The organism is Blastomonas sp. RAC04 (assembly GCF_001713435.1).
GTDB lineage: Bacteria > Pseudomonadota > Alphaproteobacteria > Sphingomonadales > Sphingomonadaceae > Blastomonas > Blastomonas fulva.
Genome location: NZ_CP016460.1, coordinates 714,509 through 731,978 on the forward strand (window position 1 = coordinate 714,509; position 17,470 = coordinate 731,978).

Below are 17,470 nucleotides of genomic sequence, written 5' to 3' on the forward strand. Positions count from 1 at the left end.
TCGCGACGATGCGCCTGATGCTCGACACCGATATTCTGCTGTGGTGGCTGCAGGACAATCCCAGACTAGGTGCACCCGCACGCGCGTTGATCGCCGATTCGGCCAACCAGGTGCTCGTCAGCCTGGCAACGTTGTGGGAGATCTCGGTCAAGCACCGGGTCGGCAAGATGGATGACAGCGGTGCTGCGATCATGGAGGCGCTGCTCGATCAGGGCATCGCGATGGTTGATCTGAAACCTGCGCATCTTCGCGTGCTCGAAGCCATGCCATTGCATCATCGCGACCCATTCGATCATCTGATCATCGCTCAGGCCCTTGCCGAGCGTGCGGTTGTCATCACCGACGATGCGAAATTTCCGGTCTACGGCGTCCGCTGCATCCCTGCCTGACACAGAAGGCGGTGATGAAGCGCACAGCATTGGGCCATGACTTGGCCCAGAAACATGTTACATTTCAGCGGAATCGATCCATGAGTGGGAATGGCGAGCGATGGGGGGTGTCGTGAAACGGGGTAAGCATTCACGCGGGGTCACGGCGCGGGTATTGGCTGCAGCAATGGCGCTGGCGAGCGGATTTGCTGCCGTGCCCGCCTCGGCCGAAACGCTCACGGTGGAAGGGCTGTATCCGGCGCGCTCGCCCGCGGCGGCCGCGGTCGGATCGCTGGTGGTGGAACGCTTCGGTGGCAGGGACGGGCGTGAACTGTCGTTTGCGCTGGAAGGCATGCTGGCCGAGCTCGCGATTTACGGCCAACCCTATTTCCGCGTGGTGGCCGAGCGATCGAGTGCGCCTGCCGATGCGATCCTGTCGGGAATCGCCAATGCCGCGGTGCAGAACCAGCCGGTAGAGGAGGACCGAAAGGTCTGCGTCGAGCGCGACGACAACGACAAATGCGTGCGCGAGGAAAACCAGAAGATCCGCTGCCAGCGCCGCATCGTCACATTCAACCCGTCGCTGCGCATGGCGCGGCTCGATGATGGCGCAATTGTCTATCAGCGTCAGTTGCAGGAGCGCGACCAGATCGTCTGGTGCCCCGATCGTGCTGCGGCGCGCAGCGTCGAGGACACCGTATCTGCGCTGATCGGCAGCGCCGTGGCCGAAGTCCGCCTGGACATCGCGCCGGTCTATCGCAGCGATGTCATCCGCGTGCTCGAGGTGCGCAAGGGGCTCGACAAGGACCAGTCTAACCGCTTCCGCGATGCGCTCAAGGCCACCGCACGCAACCCCCAGGGTGCATGCGATATCTGGCAGGCGCTGGATGGCGAAGTGCCGGGCCAAAGCTCGGTCGTGTTCAACCTGGCGTTGTGCGCCGAGCAGCGCGGCGATCTGGATGAGGCGCTGGTGCGCTACCGCCAGGCGCAGACATTGCTGCCGCGCGAGCGCGCGATTGTCGCCGCCTTCGACCGGATCGGCGCGCGCCGCGCCGCCGAAGCCGATTACGCCACGCGCGAAGACAGACTTTCAGGGAGCCGTCCATGAGCATCCAGCTTTCCGATTACGAAAAGGGCGCATCGTACGACGGTGATTATGCCGAAGTGCTCAAGAAGCTGCAGGAGCGGCTGTCGCACGCACACGCCCGGCACATCGTCCACGGCCGCCGCGCGATCATCGTTCTGGAAGGTTGGGATGCGGCGGGCAAGGGCGGCATCATCAAGCGGATGACCGCCGAATGGGATCCGCGTTACTTCCAGGTCTGGCCGATCAGCGCACCGACACCCTATGAGCGTGACAGACACTTCCTGTGGCGGTTCTGGCAGAAGCTGCCCGGCAGCCGCGAGGTGTGCGTGTTCGACCGGTCCTGGTACGGCCGCGTGCTGGTCGAACGGGTCGAGGGCTTCTGCAGCGAGCGCGACTGGAAGCGCGGCTATGACGAGATCAACGAGTTCGAGGCGCAGCAGGTCGATGGCGGCACCACGATTATCAAGATGTTTCTGCATGTCACCCAGGCGACCCAGGACAAACGGCTCGCCGACCGCCTGTCGGTTCCCGAAAAGCGCTGGAAGGTGACGCAGGAAGACTTTCGCAACCGCGCCAAGCGCGATGAGTATCTCGCGGCAATCCACGCCATGTTTAAGCAGACTGACACGCGCTGGGCACCCTGGGCGGTGTTCGACGGAAACAACAAGAAAGCCGCGCGCATCGCCGCTTTGACCTATCTGGCCGACCGGCTGGATGCCAGCGTGCCGAAGGACCTGCCAGACGCCGATCCTGTGTTGGTCGCCATGGCGAGGGACGCGTTCGGCTATAAGGGCTGAGCGCCCGCGGTATGCGGGTCAGCCGCCTGTCTTCGGTTTGCGGAACGGGACGAACTGGTTGAGCGTGCAACTGGCCAGCGGGATTCCGACCTGAACATCGGCCACTTGGATGATGTCGCCCGAGCACATCTGCGCGCTTGGCGAAACCGATATCAGCACATTGTCCCGCGCGCGCGGACAGCCAAGATAGGGCGTGTTGACATAAACGACCGCGCCGTCGTCGTACATCAGCACATCGTCGCTGGCAGCCGCCGAGCGGCGGAGCCGCATGCGCGGAACGCAGCTGACCGGCTTGCCTGCGACGCGATCCTTGAGATAATTTTGCGCGATCTTCTGGCCACGCTCATCCAGCCCGGCGATAGCAGCGAGCGTGTTATCGCGCAGTTCGTCCTGGCGGCTGTCAGCAGCGAGCAGCGGCGCCGAGCCGATGATAGCCGCCAAAGCGAGTGCAACTGGAAGTGTACGCACGTCCGTCATCCTTTCATTCGCCCCCTGACTCCGGGCGTCAGTTTACACTCTATCCAGCATCGTTGCCAGACCGTTACCACGCACCGGTGTTGGGCATCGAGGCCCAGGGTTCGGCAGGCGGCAGATGCCCTTCCTGCAGCAGTTCGACCGAAATGCCGTCGGGGCTGCGAACGAAGGCCATATGGCCATCGCGCGGAGGGCGGTTGATCGTCACACCTGCGTCCATCAGCCGCTGGCAGGTTTCGTAGATGTTCTCGACGCGATAGGCCAGATGCCCGAAATTGCGCCCGCCGGTGTACACCTCCGGGTCCCAGTTATGGGTCAGCTCGACCTCGGCCACGCCTTCCTGCCCGGGCGCCGCGAGAAAGATCAGCGTGAACCGGCCCTGCTCGCTGTCGAACCGCTTGGTCTCTTTCAGGCCGATCAGCTCGAAAAACCGGACGGTGGCCTCCGGATCAGTGACTCGGATCATGGTGTGCAGATATTTCGTCATTATACTCTACTCAATTCATCTCAGTTAAGGCACGGTTCATCGCAGCAAGGCTAATCGATGGGTCGTGCCGTCAGGTGGGGTTACCTGCCGAATATAGGCGCTGCGTGTGGCATTGAAAGGACAATGGGAATGGTTGAGGGCGGGGAATCGGACGGCGCGGGCAAACGTGGCTGGGTGGCGAACAACGTGCTGCTGGCAGGGGCCGGCATCCTTGCACTGGGAATGGTCGCAGGCGGCTATCTGCTGGGTGACGGCCTGCTCCGTGCCAAGCAGGCCGATCGCTCGGTCACGGTGCGCGGGCTTGCCGAAAAGGATGTGACCGCAGACCTTGCCACCTGGACCATCGCCTATTCGGCGCAGGCGGACAATCTGGCTGCAGCGCAGGACGATATCGATGCCGACACCAAGGCGCTGCGCGGTTTCTTCACCGATCTGGGTTTTGATGGCGATGCGCTGCAACCGACCGGCGCGAACGTCTCGCAGTTCCAGAACAACTACGGCACCACCACCTACACCATCCGCCAGCGCCTTTCGCTGCGGACCAACGACATCAAGAAGGCACAGGCGGCGGTCAAGCGGCAGTTCGACCTGATCAAGCGTGGCGTGGTGCTCGAGGAAGGCTCAGGCATGGCCTACAGCTTCACCAAGCTCAACGACATCAAGCCTAAGATGGTGGCCGAAGCGACCAAGGATGCGCGGGCCTCTGCCGAACAGTTCGCTCAGGACAGCGGCACCGGCGTGGGCGGGATCAAGAGCGCGACCCAAGGCTATTTCTCGGTCGAATCGCGCGATGGCGACACCGGCGGCGGTTGGGGCGTAAGCGATACGCCCTACAAGAAGGTCCGCGTGGTCACCACGGTGGACTTCTACCTGGATTGATTGCGGCGATCTCTCCCCTCCCGCTTGCGGGAGGGGAGGTGACTGGTCCTTACTGCGCCTTGGCTGGCTCGGCGCCCTTTGCCCCGGCCTCCGCCTCGTCGAGTTGGGTCAGATGGTTGCGCGCGGTCTTGGCGATCGGTCCGTCGGGGCGGATATCGATCGCCTGCGTCCAGTTGCGCCGGGCGATGTCGTATTTGCCCGCGCTCGCAGCGATGTTGCCAGCCTCCAGCGCCACTTCGGGATCGCGCGGGGCGAGGCGCGTGGCGATGTCGATATCGGCCTGCGCACGGTCGAGCTTACCCTGTCTGCGCGCCAGCGTCGCCGACAGCAACCAGGCGAGCGGATCTTCGGGCACCAGCCGGTGCGCCTCGGCAAAAGCGGCTTCGGCTTCCTCGGCCTTGCCTGCCACCACCAGGGCGCGGGCGCGGTCGAGATGCAGTTCGCCGAGCAAAAGCCCCTCGCTGACCCCTCGCGCCATCGCTGCATCGAAATAAGTAAGCGCGAGCGCTGCGTCACCCGAGGCGAGCGCGGCGTTGCCCGCCTGGGTCCACAGGTTCGCAGCGCGGTTGTCGCGTGCGCGCTCCGCATCGCGTGCGGCGGATACGAACGCGTCGGCAGCGGCCCCCCAGCGCCCGTCCTTGGCATAGGCAAAGCCCAGGCAGTGCCGTGCGAAATAGCCGCCCCCGCCGATCAGCCATTCATTCGCCGCGACGATGCCGCTCGCCGGATCTTCGGTGGCCATGTCCATGCACGCCTCGAACCGGGCCTCGTCGTTGAGCGGCGCCACGAACGCCGGTGCAGCGGGTCCCGCAGGCTGCGCGGGCGCCTCGCCGGATTGTCCTGCCGCGACGGGCTGTGCCGGCTGCTCGGGCTGTGCCGGTTGCCCGCCTGGCGGGGCGACGCTTTCGCCGGGTGCGGTTTGCGCGGCTGCAAGCAGCATCAGTGCAGAAATGAGGGGCAGGGTCATGGAGCCATATCCTGTTGGAGGTCGGAGCAGCGCATGGCGGTGCGGACCTTAACCGTGGCTGGCCGGGGCGGCGCAAGCCGCCGCGATCGCTGCGGCAAAGGCCTCCCCGCCATCGGCGGTCCGATCGAGCGACAGCCAGGGTTCAATGAGCTCGATTTCCATCAGCACATAGCCGCCATGGCCATCTCCGACCATGTCGACGCGGGCGTAGAGCACATCGCTGCCAACCGCCGCGATGGTCTGCGCGGCCAAGGTTTGAGCCGCCGCCGGGGGATCGATCGCGGTTGAAATCCCGCCGAACTGCCCCTGTACGCGAAAATCGCCGTTGGCGGGGCGCTTGACGATGGCATGCGCAAGGGTTCCCGCCAGGAAGAACAGCGACAGTTCGCCTTCGCTGGTGATGCACGGCATCATTGGCTGCACCAGCATCGTGCGGCCCAGCGCATCTGCAGGACAGGGCGCGCCGTCGCGCAGCAGCCAGGTATGGTCAGATCCTGCCGACACCGGCGGCTTGATGACGATCTCGCCGGTCGCGAAATGGCTGCGCGCCTCGGCCAGCGCGGCTTCGTCCAGCGCCTCATGGAACCGGGTCGGAACGATGGCGACGCCCTTGCGAGCGAGTTCGAGCAGATAGCGCTTGTCGGTATTCCAGCGCAGTATCTCGAGCGGATTCAGAAAGCGTGTGCCGTGCCAGCTGTCGAGCTGCGCATGCCAGCGTGGCAGATCGCGATGATAGCCCCACGCCATCAGCGGGAGTACCAGATCATGCGCCAGCGGCCGCGTATCGGTCCATGCGCGCCATTCGACGGACTTGCCGTGGCGCGCCAGCAACGGCTCTATCTGCCGTGCCTGATCACGCCAGTCGTCATACCGGCTGAGGTCGGCATCATCGGGGATCAGGATGCAGATGGACATGGAGGCACTCGGTCAGTTTGGCAGGGGCAAGGCGTTGAGGCTTGATCGCCCGGCGGTTTCGAGTCAACAGTTCGCGCCATGACCGATCCTGCCCCCGTAATCCAGAGCCTGTTTGCCGGGCTGCCCATCTTCATGCTGCATCTGGGATCGGCGACGCTGGCCTGGGCCGCGGCGCTGGCGCTGTATGTCTGGATCACCCCGCATCGCGAATTCGCACTGATCCGCGAAGGCAATATGGCGGCGGCCGTGTCCTTTGGCGGCGCGGCGATCGGCCTCGCGCTGCCGCTGGCGTTCTGCCTGGCTGCCTCGGTGAACGTCTGGGACGTGCTGATCTGGGGCAGCGTCACGCTGATCCTCCAGCTCATCGCCTTTCGCGCGGTCGATCTGCTGATCGGAAACCTGTCGAAACGGATCGAGGAGAACGAAGTGGCTGCGGCGACCTTTCTGGCGATGACCAAGATCGCATTGGCCTGCCTCAACGCAGCAGCGGTCGCCGGATAAAAAAATGGCGGAGCGCCGTTAGGCGCCCCGCCAGGTTTCGGATCATCGCAAATTCACATCCGCGAGGATCGTCCGCTGATTAGAAACGGAATGCGGTGGTGACGCGGACCGAGTGGAAATCGAAGTTCGGATCGCTGCGACGCATGTCGGTCTGGCCCGACACCAGCAGAAACGGGTTGGTCGCAGGCGCGGTGCCCGGACCGACGTTCACGACGTAATCGTCGTTGGTGTAGGTGTTGTAGAGATATTCCAGACCAATGCTCATGTTCGGAGCGATCTTGGCTTCGACGCCGCCACCGGCCTGCCAGCCCCATGCCCAATCCTTGCCGTTGCGCGGCGTGAAGGAGTTGGCGCCGTTCGAGGTCTGGAAGCTGTTTTCGATGCGACCATAGCTCGCGCCGCCGGTTGCATAGAACAGGATGCCGCCGCCGGGGGTGTAGCCTGCGCGGGCACGGGCAGACACGGCGTAATCGAGTTCACGCGTGAAGGTGTAGTTGGCAGGGGTGCTGCTGAATGCGGTGGTGAAATCCTTGGCTTCCGAACGGCTGCCTTCAACCAGTGCGCCGAGCACGAAGTTGCCAAAACGCTTGTCGGCACCGATGCGAACGCCATACTCGATGCCGTTCTGGTCCTGACGGCAGCCGCCAGCCGCGTTGTTGGCCTGAGCCGCGCCCTTGCAGAAGCCAGGTGCGAATGCGTTGGCGCCCGAGGTGGTAAACACTCCGTCACCGAAATCGCCATCGACGTTGGTGTCGAACACCACGCCCTCACGGCGATCGCTCGACTGCGCCGAATAACCAAAATGGCCGCCGACATAGACGCCGTCGAAATCGGTATCTTCCTTGACGGTCTGGGCGAAGGCAGGGGTTGCCAGCATCGCAATGGCGATGGCAGAAACTGCGGAAAACTTGATGGGGGTAGTCATATGTTCGCGTCCTTGCGTTTTTAATTCAGACGCTTGCCAAACCAACAGATGTGATCCCGGTTCCAAGTAATTTGATAATGTGGATAACGCGTTGCCGATTTGTCACAGTCTCATTTTGTCACAAATGATGACATGAATGGCTGATTAATAACACCGTTATCATCTGTTCATTTGAGTCATCATCGAAGACATGAGAATCTTTGGACATGACTTTGAGCCAGCAAGCGTCCCGTCGCACTTGATTCCGGTGGCCCAACCACTAGCCTTGGGAGTATGCGCGATGCCGCCATTGGTTCCCACAATCCGGAGTGTTCATGAGCAGCAAGCGCACCAGCAATCGCCGCGGCTGCCTGCCCTGGGTGTTGGGGGGCGTGTTGCTGTGGGTCTGGTTCAGCGGTGATGATCCGCAGTGGCAGGACGGCGCGCTGGTGGTCGAGCAATTTGATCCGCGCAACCCGCGCCGCCCAATGCCAGAGATCGGCGAGAGTTTCGTCATTGCTGATCCCGGCCCGCAGCAGGATAGCCAGGGCACGGCCTTTGCGGTGGATCGCGACGGGACCTGGCTGACCGCGCAGCATGTCACGCACGGGTGCGACCGGTTGGGGATGGTCTCCGATGGAGCGATCGATCCGCTGGTCGATGTCCTCGAAAGCGCCGAGGCCGATGTCTCGGTGATACGCCAGGGTCCGCAGGCGCGCTTCGCTCTGGCGCTGACCGAGGATCTGCCCGAAGAGGGTGCGCTGGGCTATCATATGGGGTTTCCGGCAGGCGAACCCTCGGTCGTTGTGTCGCGCTATATCGGCCAGACCTTTGCGCAACGCGGCGGCCCTGGCGGAGTTGCCGAACCGATCCTCGCCTGGGCCGAAGGCGACCGCTTGCCTCCGACCGATGGTGCGCTGGGCGGGATCAGCGGCGGGCCGACCTTTGACGAACAGGGCAGGGTGGTCGGGGTCAACGCCGCATCCACGCCGCGCCGTGGCCGGGTGCTCACCACCGATCCTGTGGCGATCGGGCGGCTGGTGCAGGCGAGCGCGGCGGTGGACGACCGAGGCCAGATCACCAATCTTTCGACCCCCGCCAGCGCCGCATCGCTGTTCCGCGTCCTGCTCGACCAGGGGATCATCCGGCAGGTCTATTGCGATGTGCGCTAGGGCTGGCTATGGGCGCGCAAAGCCCATGATGACTGGACACACGCGATGACCGAAACGCCCGAAACCGCCGAACAGACCACCCCCGCAGCAGCGGCCAGCGGCGATGTGCCGCCCGATCGTCTGGCGATCAGCCCACGCAGCCCGCATTTCGACGGCGATCTGCTCGCGCGCGGCATCGGCATCCGCTTCAAGGGCGTCGAGAAGAATAATGTCGAGGAATACTCGATCTCCGAAGGCTGGATCCGCGTCCAGGCTGGCAAGACCATGGACCGCAAGGGACAGCCGCTGACGCTCAAACTGAGCGGCCCGGTGGAAGCCTGGTACAAGGATCTGGGCGACGACGCTCCGGTCGCCAAGGCAGGCTGAGCTAGCCGCCGATCCTGCTGATCAGGTCGCCGATCGGATCGGCCTGCGGAGCGGGAAGCGGCGGCGGTGACATGCGCACGGTTTCGCGCCGGGCCTTGTCCTGCTGCCTGAGATAGCGCGCATAGTCTCGGCGCTGCTTTTCGATCTGCTTGAGCTTCTTGCGCGCTTCCTTTTCGGCGAGCCGCTCGGCCTTGCGTTGCGCCTTGCGCTCGTCGCGCGAAAGTTCGCGGGTTGCTTCAGCGTTCGAGGCGATCTGCACCGGCGGCGTCTGCAGCTGCCGGGGCGCGCGGCCCTGCGGATAGATGAACCCATGCACCGGATATCGCGTCGTGCCCAGCCCGCCGATCGGCGTGTACCACACCCTCACTTCGCTCCAGTCGTTCGCGGCAGACACGTCCTCGGCCAGCACATCGCGCTCGATCTGGCCCTTGCGGCCGTTGATCGGCGACCAGTTGGCGTGATCGAGCAACACGCGGCGCGAATCGATGACCTTGCTCACCGCCGCGACATGGCCCAGCTGCATCGCGCGATGCGGCTTGAACGCCATCACCGCGCCGGGCGCGGGGCGCTGTCCCTTGGCATAGCGACCGTCGGCCTGCTGCCACCAGCTGTGCGCGTCGCCATAGATCTGGATTCCGCTCACCTGCCGCGCATAGGGCACGCATTGCAGCAGCGGCTCCTGCGCCTCCGATTGCGGGGAGGCGATGGTCAGGGCAGCAGCACAGGCCAGAACGGGCAAGAATCCGGGGCGCAGGAACATCGTGCCAAGTCTGGGGCAGAAAGGTTCAGAAAAAGTTTAGCATGATCTTCGCAGCGCTTCGCGCTTGCAGCCGAGGGGCAATCGCTCCAGCGTTGCCCCTATCGCTGCGCAGCGATTCGAGAGGAGTGACCATGGGGCGACAGGGGCGCAGGCTCATTGCAGAAGGGCTCGGGTCCGGGCTGTTGTTTGCCTGTGTCGTCGGATCCGGGATCATGGCCGAGGCGCTGTCCGGGGGCAATGTCGCCATCGCGCTGCTCGGCAACACGCTGGCCACCGGCGCGATTCTGTATGTGCTGATCACCATTTTCGGCCCGGTTTCAGGCGCGCACTTCAACCCGGCGGTGACATTGGTGATGCGGCTGCGCGGAGAGATCGGCACGCGCGAGGCGCTGGCGTTCGTCGTCATGCAGTTGACCGGCGGGATCATCGGCATCTTCGTGACCCATCTGATGTTCGACCTGCCGATCCTGCAGATGTCTTTCAAAACGCGCGCCGGGATCGGCAACTGGACCGGCGAGTTCGTCGCGACCTTCGGCCTGTTGCTGACGATCCTGGGGAGTGTGCGATACCGGCCGGACAACGTGCCAGCCGCTGTCGCGCTGTATATCGTGGCAGGCTATTGGTTCACCAGCTCGACCAGCTTTGCCAACCCCGCGATTGCGGTGGCACGGTCGCTGTCGAACAGCTTTGCAGGCATTGCCCCTGCCGATGTGCCGATGTTCGTCGTCATGCAGTTTGCCGGCGCAATCGCGGCATGGGCGGTCGGGCGCGTGCTGTTCGTCGAGGACTGAAACCGCAGCTGTGCGGGTACCGGCGGCGGTGCTGCACTTCTCCGATGACAAATCGCCGCCAAACGCCTATCTGCCGCAGCCATCATGACCACCCCCATCACTATTCCCGCCCCGCCGAAAGTCGGCATGGTCTCGCTTGGCTGCCCCAAGGCGCTGGTCGATTCCGAACGCATCCTCACCAAGCTGCGTGCCGAGGGCTATCAGATGTCCGCCGATTACGCGGGCGCCGATGTCGTGCTGGTCAACACCTGCGGCTTTCTCGACAGCGCCAAGGAGGAGAGCCTCGAGGCGATCGGCGAGGCGATGGCCGAGAACGGCCGTGTCATCGTCACCGGCTGCATGGGCAACGAAGCCGATGTCATCCGCGCGCGTTTTCCCGATGTGCTCGCGGTCACCGGCGCGCATCAGTATGAGGATGTCGTCCAGGCCGTCCACGATGCCGCTCCGCCTGCGCGCGGCGCTTTCATCGATCTGGTTCCCGAAGGCGGCATCAAGCTGACCCCGCGCCACTACAGCTATCTGAAGATTTCCGAAGGCTGCAACCACCGCTGCTCGTTCTGCATTATCCCGTCCTTGCGCGGCGACCTCGTCAGCCGCCGAATTGATGCGGTGCTGCGCGAGGCGGAAAAGCTGGTCGCGGCAGGAACCCGCGAGCTGCTGGTGATCAGCCAGGACACCTCGGCCTATGGCGTCGATACCCGGCACGAACCGCGCGACTGGAAGGGGCGTCCGGTGCGTGCGCACATGACCGATCTTGCGCGCGAGCTCGGCGGCCTGCGGACCCCCGAGGGCAAGGCGCCCTGGGTGAGGCTGCATTATGTCTACCCGTACCCGCATGTCGACCATGTCATCCCGCTGATGGCCGAAGGTCTGCTCACCCCCTATCTTGATATCCCGTTCCAGCACGCAGCCCCTGCGGTGCTCAAGCGCATGAAGCGCCCGGCGAACGAGGCCAAGGTGCTCGACCGGATCAAGGCGTGGCGCACCATCGCGCCCGATATCACCATCCGCTCGTCGTTCGTTGTCGGCTTTCCTGGCGAGACCGAGGCGGACTTCCAGTATCTGCTCGACTGGCTGGACGAAGCGCAACTCGACCGCGTCGGCGGCTTCCGCTTCGAGCCGGTGGAGGGCGCTGCCGCCAATGACCTGCCCGATCCGGTGCCCGAAGAGGTCAAGGAAGAGCGTTACCAGCGGCTGATGGAAAAGACCGCCGCGATCAGCGCTGCAAAGCTTGCCGCCAAGGTCGGCCGCACGCTGCCCGTGATCATCGACGAAGTCGGCGAGCCCGACGAGGAAGACGGCTCGGTCGGGGCCACTGGGCGTTCGCAGGCCGATGCGCCCGAGATCGACGGCCATGTCTATCTGCGCGACGTGCCAGAGGGCCTTGCGCCCGGGTCTTTCGTCGATGTGCTGGTCGAGGATGCCGACGAGCACGACCTCTACGGGGTGATCGCACCAGGCGCCTGAGCACCGCGCCGGAACGCCACGGTCCATAGCCTAACCGCTTGGTTGACAGAGGTTTTGCAGGAACTTCTGCGTCTTGCCGCGCGTAAATGCGGCATGAGCAAGAAAACCGAAAAAGCCCCGCCGGGCCAGTCCGAATTGTCGGAAAAGGCCCTAGACCTCAAGCAGCAAGGCGATTCCGCCGAAAACGCCGAATATCTGCAGCACCAGACCGACACCGCTGGAGAGGGGCGCATCGCCGAACTCGGCGCCCACAACCCGCCGATGGGCGCGCTGGATGCTGAAGGGCATCGCCCCGTTCTCGAGCGTTCCAGAAAGGTAAGGTGAGCCCAGATGCTGATCCAGTTCAATACCGACAACCGTATCACCGGTGACGAGGACCTGGCCGCGCAGGCGGAGGAGATCGTGACAACGCGGCTCAACCGGTTCGCCAGCAGGCTCAGCCGGGTCGAAATCCACCTTGCCGATGTCAACGGCCCGCGCGGTGGCAGCGATGACATCGTGTGCACCCTGGAAGCGCGCCCTGAGGGCGGCAAACCGGTGACAGTGAAGGGCAATGCAGGGCAGACTGAAACTGCGGTGCGTGATGCATCGGACAAGATGCAGGCGCTGCTCGAAAGCCATTTCGGCAAGCTGAGGACCCACTGAGGGCTCTTGGGCGGTCTGAAGTTGGACAAGCTCAAAAGATGATGGCGATGAAGGGTGCTGTCCCGGCAAGGGCAGCGCCCTTTTTGCTGGATCAAGCTACCGCGATTTCCGGCTCTATATCGATGCCGGAATAAATGGTCGGGGAGAGAGGGTTCGAAGGTCCTCGACCGATGTCCTGGACACCTAGGCTATCCAATCGCCAGACCAGCGAACCTGGCGATGTGAAAAAGCTTTCAAGGCGACACGATCACGCGCGCGCGGCTCAGATTGGGAATGCGAGCGTACGTGGAAGACGCATTACCATCTCGCTCGGATTCAACCTTCAATGTGACGAAAAAGGTGCCCGGCGTATCATAATGCCATTGCTTCCTAATCTGCATCTTCGGGCTGGGCGTGTCTGTCAAATTAGCTGAAACAAAGCGGCCCGTGCCTTCAAATTCCCACGAAGCGTCTACGATTTTGCCGGCGCCTGGCGGAACCTCTATCTCTGCGACCAGTTCGAATGGCTCGCCGGTTTTGACATAAGCCTTGTCTGCACCTCCGATACGGAGCGTCACGATCGGTTGAATGCCTTTGCGATCGCTGGCGTTCCCGGCCAAGATTACCTGCCCGTCATCGACGCGGTACCCGCTGTTGGCGGGTGGCGGAACGCCGCGCTCGACCCACGTGGCCACATCACGCAGAGCCTGCTGCAGAAGTGGCGTGTAATTGATGACTCTGGTTGGTGCACCTTCCCACTCGCTGGCACCATGCAGGGCATTCTCGGCGTACCACAACCGGTACCTGTTGCCTGCATCCGCACCGTAAATCTGATCGAATCGCTGGCGGTACCAGTCCGATTGCCAGGCGAACGCCTCCCGGTCCAGCGTCGCGCCAACCACGATGATTTTGCCATTGAACTTGCCGGTCGGAACCGTGCCGGCTGCCCCCATCGCAAACAGGGGGCCAAGATTGACCGGTCGCTGGGGATAGACCAGCTGGCCGTCTGGTCGCCGAAACTGATCCCAGACAGGGTATTCCGGACCAGGCACTTGGTGCCGGTGGTAGGTCTGCGCGGCAAGAAAATTGCTGTTGTCGATCCGCACTGCATCGCCCGGCTTCAGCCTTGCCAATGTCTTGCTGTCGACGACGCCCAGGGTCACGATATTGCCTTTGATAGCGCGCAGCGCCAGCCGCTGGCCCGCGGCTTCGCCGGACAGAATCACGAGATCGCCGCCCAGGAAGTCGACGCCCGGCGGCGTGTCGCGCAAGGCAATGGCAACAGGGCGCGCAGATCCGTCCTTCACTGCCGATTGCCATGCCAGTTCCGCCGTTCCCCGCGACGTCCCGGGAATGCGGACATCGGGAACGCCGCGCGCGACGGCTGCTTCTTCCCCCAGCGGTTGCTCCACCGTGGTATCGAACTGCAGACGCGCATTCTTGAAGGCTTCGGGCCGATCGAATCCCAGATACCCCGGCTTGGTCCAGAAATCGCTGAAATAGCCTGGGTCCGCCATCACCATGCCTTGATACAGCGCAGTAAACGCATGCACTCCCATGGTCTTGTGGCCGAACCAGCTTTTGAGCGGAAATCCCATTCTCGTGACCTCGCGCAGTGCACCCGCTTCCTCTGCGTTCAGCCCCGCATAGGGATCACCGCTACCGCCCACGTCCATGGCATCGGCGATCTGCGCCAGCCGGTCTTCCAGGATACGCATCGCGTGCATGCGCACTGCAAAGACATTCGGCGCGGCCATTGGTGTTCCCAGCACGAATGGGACGGCACCGTCCCAAACCCCCACTGTGTTTTCCATGCTGCCGAGGGTCCGGTATCCGCCGCCACTGCCGCCATAAAGATAGCCATAGGTGCGATGCGGGCCATACATCTGCGCTGCAAGGGTGCGAGAGAATATCGCGGCGGCCGCGTTGGCGCGGAACGCCCCGATGGTAGGGTCAGGTCTGAATGCGGGGCCGGCGATCGCACTGGTGCCGCCGCCGTTAGTCTCGATGAAATAGGCGCCCGAACTGATCGAGAAGCCGATCTTGTCGTCGCCCGGTGCCTGGGCCAGGTTTTCGTTGTCCGGCACCGGCGTGACATATTGGAAAAACCGGTTCTGGTATTGTGCCTTGTCCGGAAAATAGAAGGAAAACCGCATGTCGGTTCCCTTGAAGCCGCCATGGACATAACGGTGCCGGACAGGCGCAGCGCGCCATTCGTCGACGTCGACATAAGGTTCGGCGAACATCGGGTCTTGTGCCGGGGCAGACGCAGGGTCCTGCTGCTGCTGCACGCATAAAGGGGACGCCGTCATGGAGACTGCCACCGCAACCAGAAGCCCGTTCTTCATCCTGTCGTCTCCATCACTGCACGGCCTGCAATCTCTTCCCAGTGGAAGGCGTCGCCACCCAGTGCGCAGTTCAGCATCGCGCGCTTGAAAAACAGGTGGCAGGGGTGCTCCTGCGTCAGCCCGATGCCACCGTGCAGCTGGATGCAATCCTCGGCAATCAGCCGGAACGCTTCGGTGCAGTGCGTCTTCAGGCTAGCCATCAGCGCCAGCGATGGCCTTCCAGCCGCGCGATCCCATAGCAGGGCTTCGGCGGCGCTGTGGGCAATCTTGAGGTCGGCAACGCGGTGCTTCAGCGCCTGGAACATCGCCAGCGGCCGGTCGAACTGGCGGCGTGTCTTGAGATAGTCGACCGTCATCGCCAGCGCCGCTTCCGCCCCGCCCAGCGAATCCGCAGACAAGGCCAGCAGCATCTGCAGGAGCAGCGAAGTCCGAAGTTGCTCTGCGGCTTGCCCATGCGCGATGACCACACCATCGCTGGCGGATGGCGGCCGCACATCGAACAGCCGCCGCGTCTCGTCCCATGTTGGCTGGGCAGCGATTGTGCATCGGTCGAGCGGGACAACGCGGATTGAACCCTGCCGGGTCACCAGGACATGGCTGGCGACATCCGCATCGGGGACCGCCTCGATCACATCGTCCTCGGTCGGCAGCGCCAGCGATGCGGTCATCTTCCCGCCTGCCATCGCACGGTCCAGCAGGTCTGACTGTCCTGTCGCGGCTAGCGCCTCGACCAGCATCATCTGGGCGATCACCGGTCCCGGCACCAGTGCCCGGCCCAGCTCGTAATGGATAATGGCGTGCGCCTCGCTGCCCAGGCCGAGCCCGCCCTGCGCCTCGGGCACGGTCATCATGAACCAGCCCATTTCGCTGAGCTTCGCCCAGTTGCCTGCTGCATCGCCTGTCGCGCTGGATGCCCCAAACGCCTTGCGCGCGCTGTCGCGCAGTTCGGTGCGGTCCATGCTCATGCCACCCAACTCTTGGGTTCGCGCGGCATTTCCAACATGCGCTCGGCGATGATGTTGCGTTGAACCTCTTCGCTGCCTCCTGCGATGGTCCAGGCATAGCTGTTCATGAAATCGGCCATCCAGTTGCCGGTGTTGAGATCGCCGAACGTGATCGGCTTGCGATATTGTTCCAAAAGCCCGCCGACACGCACGCCCAGGTCGGCCCATGCGCGCAGGGTGCGCGAATAGCTGTTCTTCACGATCGAGGCATCGCCGACCTGTTCGGCACCGGTGATCCGGTTGTGCAGGAACCGGTCGGCAAGCGCGCAGGTCGCATCGACCTGCGCCGACAGCCGGCCGAGTTCGCGCAGGACCCCCGCGTCGCCCGCCTTGCCGGATTTGCGGATAAGATCGGTGAGCAGGCCCATGCTGCCGCGCATGCGATATCCCAGTTCCATCAGCGTCAGGCCCCGTTCGGATGACAAGGTTGCCTGCGCGACCGCCCAGCCTGCGCCTTCCTCGCCAACCCGTTCTGCGAGCGCCACCTCGACATTGTCGAGGAAGATTTCGGCAAACTCCTCATCGCCCTGAATCTGGTGGATGGGCCGCACAGTGACACCCGGCGCCTTCATGTCCATCAGCAGATAGGTCAGCCCGGCCTGCTTTGCGCCTTCGGACGAGGTGCGCACCAGCAGCAGGCATTTGTCCGCATATTGCGCCATGGTCGACCACAGCTTCTGCCCGTTGACAACATATACGTCACCGCGCCGCTCCCCGCGGGTCTTGATCGCGGCAAGGTCCGATCCTGCCCCCGGTTCGGAGAAACCCTGGCACCAGGTCTCCCCCTCGAGAATGGCGGGAAGATAGCGTGCACGCTGAGCATCGTTGCCGCACTCCTGAAGGGTTGCAAACGCATGATAGGTCGAGACGAAGGATAGAAGCAGCCGCGGGGCGTCCGCGCGGGCCAGTTCCTCATAGATCACTTTCTGCTCGGCCAGGCTGCGGCCACCGCCTTGCCAACCTGCAGGCCAGTGCGGGATGGCATAGCCTGCTGCCACCAGCTTGCCGAACCATTGCCGCTGGCCGGTCACGAAGGCCTCATGCGTGGCGGCCTCACGCCAGTCTTTCGGCGCATTGCCTGCCAGCCAGGTGCGCACTTCGTCGCGCAACGTCTCCAGCGTCACGCTCATGCCGCCACCTCGATCATGTCGCCGATCACGCGCACCGCAAATGTGCGGATCGGAAGCGTGGCAGGCTTGCTCAAGGCTTCGCCAGTGGCAAGATCGAAGCGTGCCCCATGCGCGGGGCAGGCGATGCGCCCCCATTTTACCTTGCCGCACGCCAGGGGCTCTTCAAGGTGCGAGCAGCGGCTTGCAATGGCGTATATCGCCCCTTCATCCCTGCACAGCAGCACGTCGGTGCCCTGCAGGGTGACGAGCCTGGTCTCGCCTTCGCCCAGGTCTGCCAGCGGCAGGGCGGCGCAGAATGTCATATTTGCCATACCGGTTGGCATAATCCACGCGGCTTCGGTCGCAAAGCCAGCCCCCTGCGACATCGCCCCGGCAATCTCTACGCCGGCACGGGGTTGCAAGCCTTGCTGGTGTGGCGATCTGCACGCT

The 17,470-nt window shown here is 63.7% G+C and carries 21 protein-coding genes; 11 read left to right on the forward strand and 10 right to left on the reverse strand.

Features of this window, described 5'->3' with window-relative positions:
- Positions 1–8: 8 nt before the first annotated feature.
- The 3 genes from BSY18_RS04455 (at position 9) to BSY18_RS04465 (ending at position 2,252) form a co-directional block, all read left to right on the forward strand.
- Positions 9–389, forward strand: a complete 381-nt coding sequence (locus tag BSY18_RS04455) for a type II toxin-antitoxin system VapC family toxin (protein ID WP_069049783.1) — start codon at positions 9–11, stop codon at positions 387–389.
- 112 nt (positions 390–501) lie between these two features.
- Complete coding sequence (locus BSY18_RS04460; protein WP_171900171.1) at positions 502–1,476, forward strand: hypothetical protein; 975 nt, start codon at positions 502–504, stop codon at positions 1,474–1,476.
- Positions 1,473–2,252 (forward strand): polyphosphate kinase 2 family protein, encoded by a 780-nt coding sequence (locus tag BSY18_RS04465; RefSeq protein ID WP_069049785.1) that lies wholly within the window; start codon positions 1,473–1,475, stop codon positions 2,250–2,252. Before BSY18_RS04460 ends, BSY18_RS04465 begins: the two co-directional genes overlap by 4 nt.
- An 18-nt stretch (positions 2,253–2,270) precedes the next feature.
- On the opposite strand, the gene BSY18_RS04470 is transcribed toward BSY18_RS04465, so the two are convergent.
- Positions 2,271–2,720 (reverse strand): hypothetical protein, encoded by a 450-nt coding sequence (locus BSY18_RS04470; protein WP_150126204.1) that lies wholly within the window; start codon positions 2,718–2,720, stop codon positions 2,271–2,273.
- A 73-nt stretch (positions 2,721–2,793) separates the two neighbouring features.
- Positions 2,794–3,213 carry a VOC family protein gene (locus BSY18_RS04475; protein ID WP_054133048.1) on the reverse strand — a complete coding sequence of 140 codons (420 nt, stop codon included), beginning with the start codon at positions 3,211–3,213 and terminating at the stop codon, positions 2,794–2,796.
- A gap of 129 nt (positions 3,214–3,342) precedes the next feature.
- Between BSY18_RS04475 and BSY18_RS04480 the strand changes: the two genes are divergently transcribed.
- Positions 3,343–4,092 (forward strand): SIMPL domain-containing protein, encoded by a 750-nt coding sequence (locus tag BSY18_RS04480; protein WP_054133047.1) that lies wholly within the window; start codon positions 3,343–3,345, stop codon positions 4,090–4,092.
- A 49-nt stretch (positions 4,093–4,141) separates the two neighbouring features.
- On the opposite strand, the gene BSY18_RS04485 is transcribed toward BSY18_RS04480, so the two are convergent.
- Positions 4,142–5,059, reverse strand: a complete 918-nt coding sequence (locus BSY18_RS04485) for a tetratricopeptide repeat protein (protein ID WP_150126205.1) — start codon at positions 5,057–5,059, stop codon at positions 4,142–4,144.
- A gap of 48 nt (positions 5,060–5,107) precedes the next feature.
- Positions 5,108–5,974 carry an ATP-grasp domain-containing protein gene (locus tag BSY18_RS04490; RefSeq protein WP_069049787.1) on the reverse strand — a complete coding sequence of 289 codons (867 nt, stop codon included), beginning with the start codon at positions 5,972–5,974 and terminating at the stop codon, positions 5,108–5,110.
- 78 nt (positions 5,975–6,052) lie between these two features.
- Here BSY18_RS04490 and BSY18_RS04495 point away from each other — a divergent pair, with 78 nt between their 5' ends.
- Positions 6,053–6,475: a DUF350 domain-containing protein gene (locus tag BSY18_RS04495; RefSeq protein WP_054133045.1), complete on the forward strand. Its 423-nt coding sequence runs from the start codon at positions 6,053–6,055 to the stop codon at positions 6,473–6,475.
- A gap of 79 nt (positions 6,476–6,554) precedes the next feature.
- Here the strand turns inward: BSY18_RS04495 and BSY18_RS04500 are convergent, their stop codons facing one another.
- Positions 6,555–7,400: an outer membrane protein gene (locus BSY18_RS04500; RefSeq protein ID WP_054133044.1), complete on the reverse strand. Its 846-nt coding sequence runs from the start codon at positions 7,398–7,400 to the stop codon at positions 6,555–6,557.
- Between the two features lie 314 nt (positions 7,401–7,714).
- Between BSY18_RS04500 and BSY18_RS04505 the strand changes: the two genes are divergently transcribed.
- Positions 7,715–8,551 carry a S1 family peptidase gene (locus BSY18_RS04505; protein WP_069049788.1) on the forward strand — a complete coding sequence of 279 codons (837 nt, stop codon included), beginning with the start codon at positions 7,715–7,717 and terminating at the stop codon, positions 8,549–8,551.
- 45 nt (positions 8,552–8,596) lie between these two features.
- Complete coding sequence (locus BSY18_RS04510) at positions 8,597–8,917, forward strand: DUF3297 family protein (RefSeq protein ID WP_054133042.1); 321 nt, start codon at positions 8,597–8,599, stop codon at positions 8,915–8,917.
- Position 8,918: 1 nt separating this feature from the next.
- On the opposite strand, the gene BSY18_RS04515 is transcribed toward BSY18_RS04510, so the two are convergent.
- Positions 8,919–9,677, reverse strand: a complete 759-nt coding sequence (locus BSY18_RS04515) for a CHAP domain-containing protein (RefSeq protein WP_069049789.1) — start codon at positions 9,675–9,677, stop codon at positions 8,919–8,921.
- A gap of 131 nt (positions 9,678–9,808) precedes the next feature.
- Between BSY18_RS04515 and BSY18_RS04520 the strand changes: the two genes are divergently transcribed.
- From BSY18_RS04520 to BSY18_RS04530, 4 genes are all read left to right on the forward strand, one after another.
- Entirely contained in the window at positions 9,809–10,468 is a 660-nt protein-coding gene (locus BSY18_RS04520) for an aquaporin (protein ID WP_069049790.1), read from the forward strand.
- Between the two features lie 84 nt (positions 10,469–10,552).
- The gene (rimO, locus tag BSY18_RS04525) at positions 10,553–11,935 is read left to right on the forward strand and encodes a 30S ribosomal protein S12 methylthiotransferase RimO (RefSeq protein WP_054133039.1); all 1,383 of its coding nucleotides are present in this window, start codon (positions 10,553–10,555) and stop codon (positions 11,933–11,935) included.
- 54 nt (positions 11,936–11,989) lie between these two features.
- A complete protein-coding gene (locus BSY18_RS20600; RefSeq protein ID WP_216094716.1) occupies positions 11,990–12,259 on the forward strand; it encodes a hypothetical protein in 270 nt (89 codons plus the stop codon).
- Between the two features lie 6 nt (positions 12,260–12,265).
- Positions 12,266–12,580, forward strand: coding sequence for an HPF/RaiA family ribosome-associated protein (locus BSY18_RS04530; protein ID WP_069049791.1), 315 nt, complete (start codon positions 12,266–12,268; stop codon positions 12,578–12,580).
- Positions 12,581–12,813: 233 nt separating this feature from the next.
- Here the strand turns inward: BSY18_RS04530 and BSY18_RS04535 are convergent, their stop codons facing one another.
- Genes BSY18_RS04535 through BSY18_RS04550 form a run of 4 tightly spaced genes read right to left on the reverse strand, consistent with a single transcriptional unit; the run spans position 12,814 to position 17,352 of the window.
- Positions 12,814–14,907 (reverse strand): hypothetical protein, encoded by a 2,094-nt coding sequence (locus BSY18_RS04535; RefSeq protein WP_069049792.1) that lies wholly within the window; start codon positions 14,905–14,907, stop codon positions 12,814–12,816.
- The gene (locus BSY18_RS04540) at positions 14,904–15,872 is read right to left on the reverse strand and encodes an acyl-CoA dehydrogenase family protein (RefSeq protein ID WP_069049793.1); all 969 of its coding nucleotides are present in this window, start codon (positions 15,870–15,872) and stop codon (positions 14,904–14,906) included. The genes BSY18_RS04535 and BSY18_RS04540 overlap by 4 nt, the downstream gene beginning before the upstream one ends.
- The gene (locus BSY18_RS04545; protein WP_069049794.1) at positions 15,869–17,041 is read right to left on the reverse strand and encodes an acyl-CoA dehydrogenase family protein; all 1,173 of its coding nucleotides are present in this window, start codon (positions 17,039–17,041) and stop codon (positions 15,869–15,871) included. Before BSY18_RS04545 ends, BSY18_RS04540 begins: the two co-directional genes overlap by 4 nt.
- Positions 17,038–17,352 (reverse strand): Rieske (2Fe-2S) protein, encoded by a 315-nt coding sequence (locus BSY18_RS04550; protein WP_069051692.1) that lies wholly within the window; start codon positions 17,350–17,352, stop codon positions 17,038–17,040. The genes BSY18_RS04545 and BSY18_RS04550 overlap by 4 nt, the downstream gene beginning before the upstream one ends.
- Between the last annotated feature and the right edge of the window lie 118 nt (positions 17,353–17,470).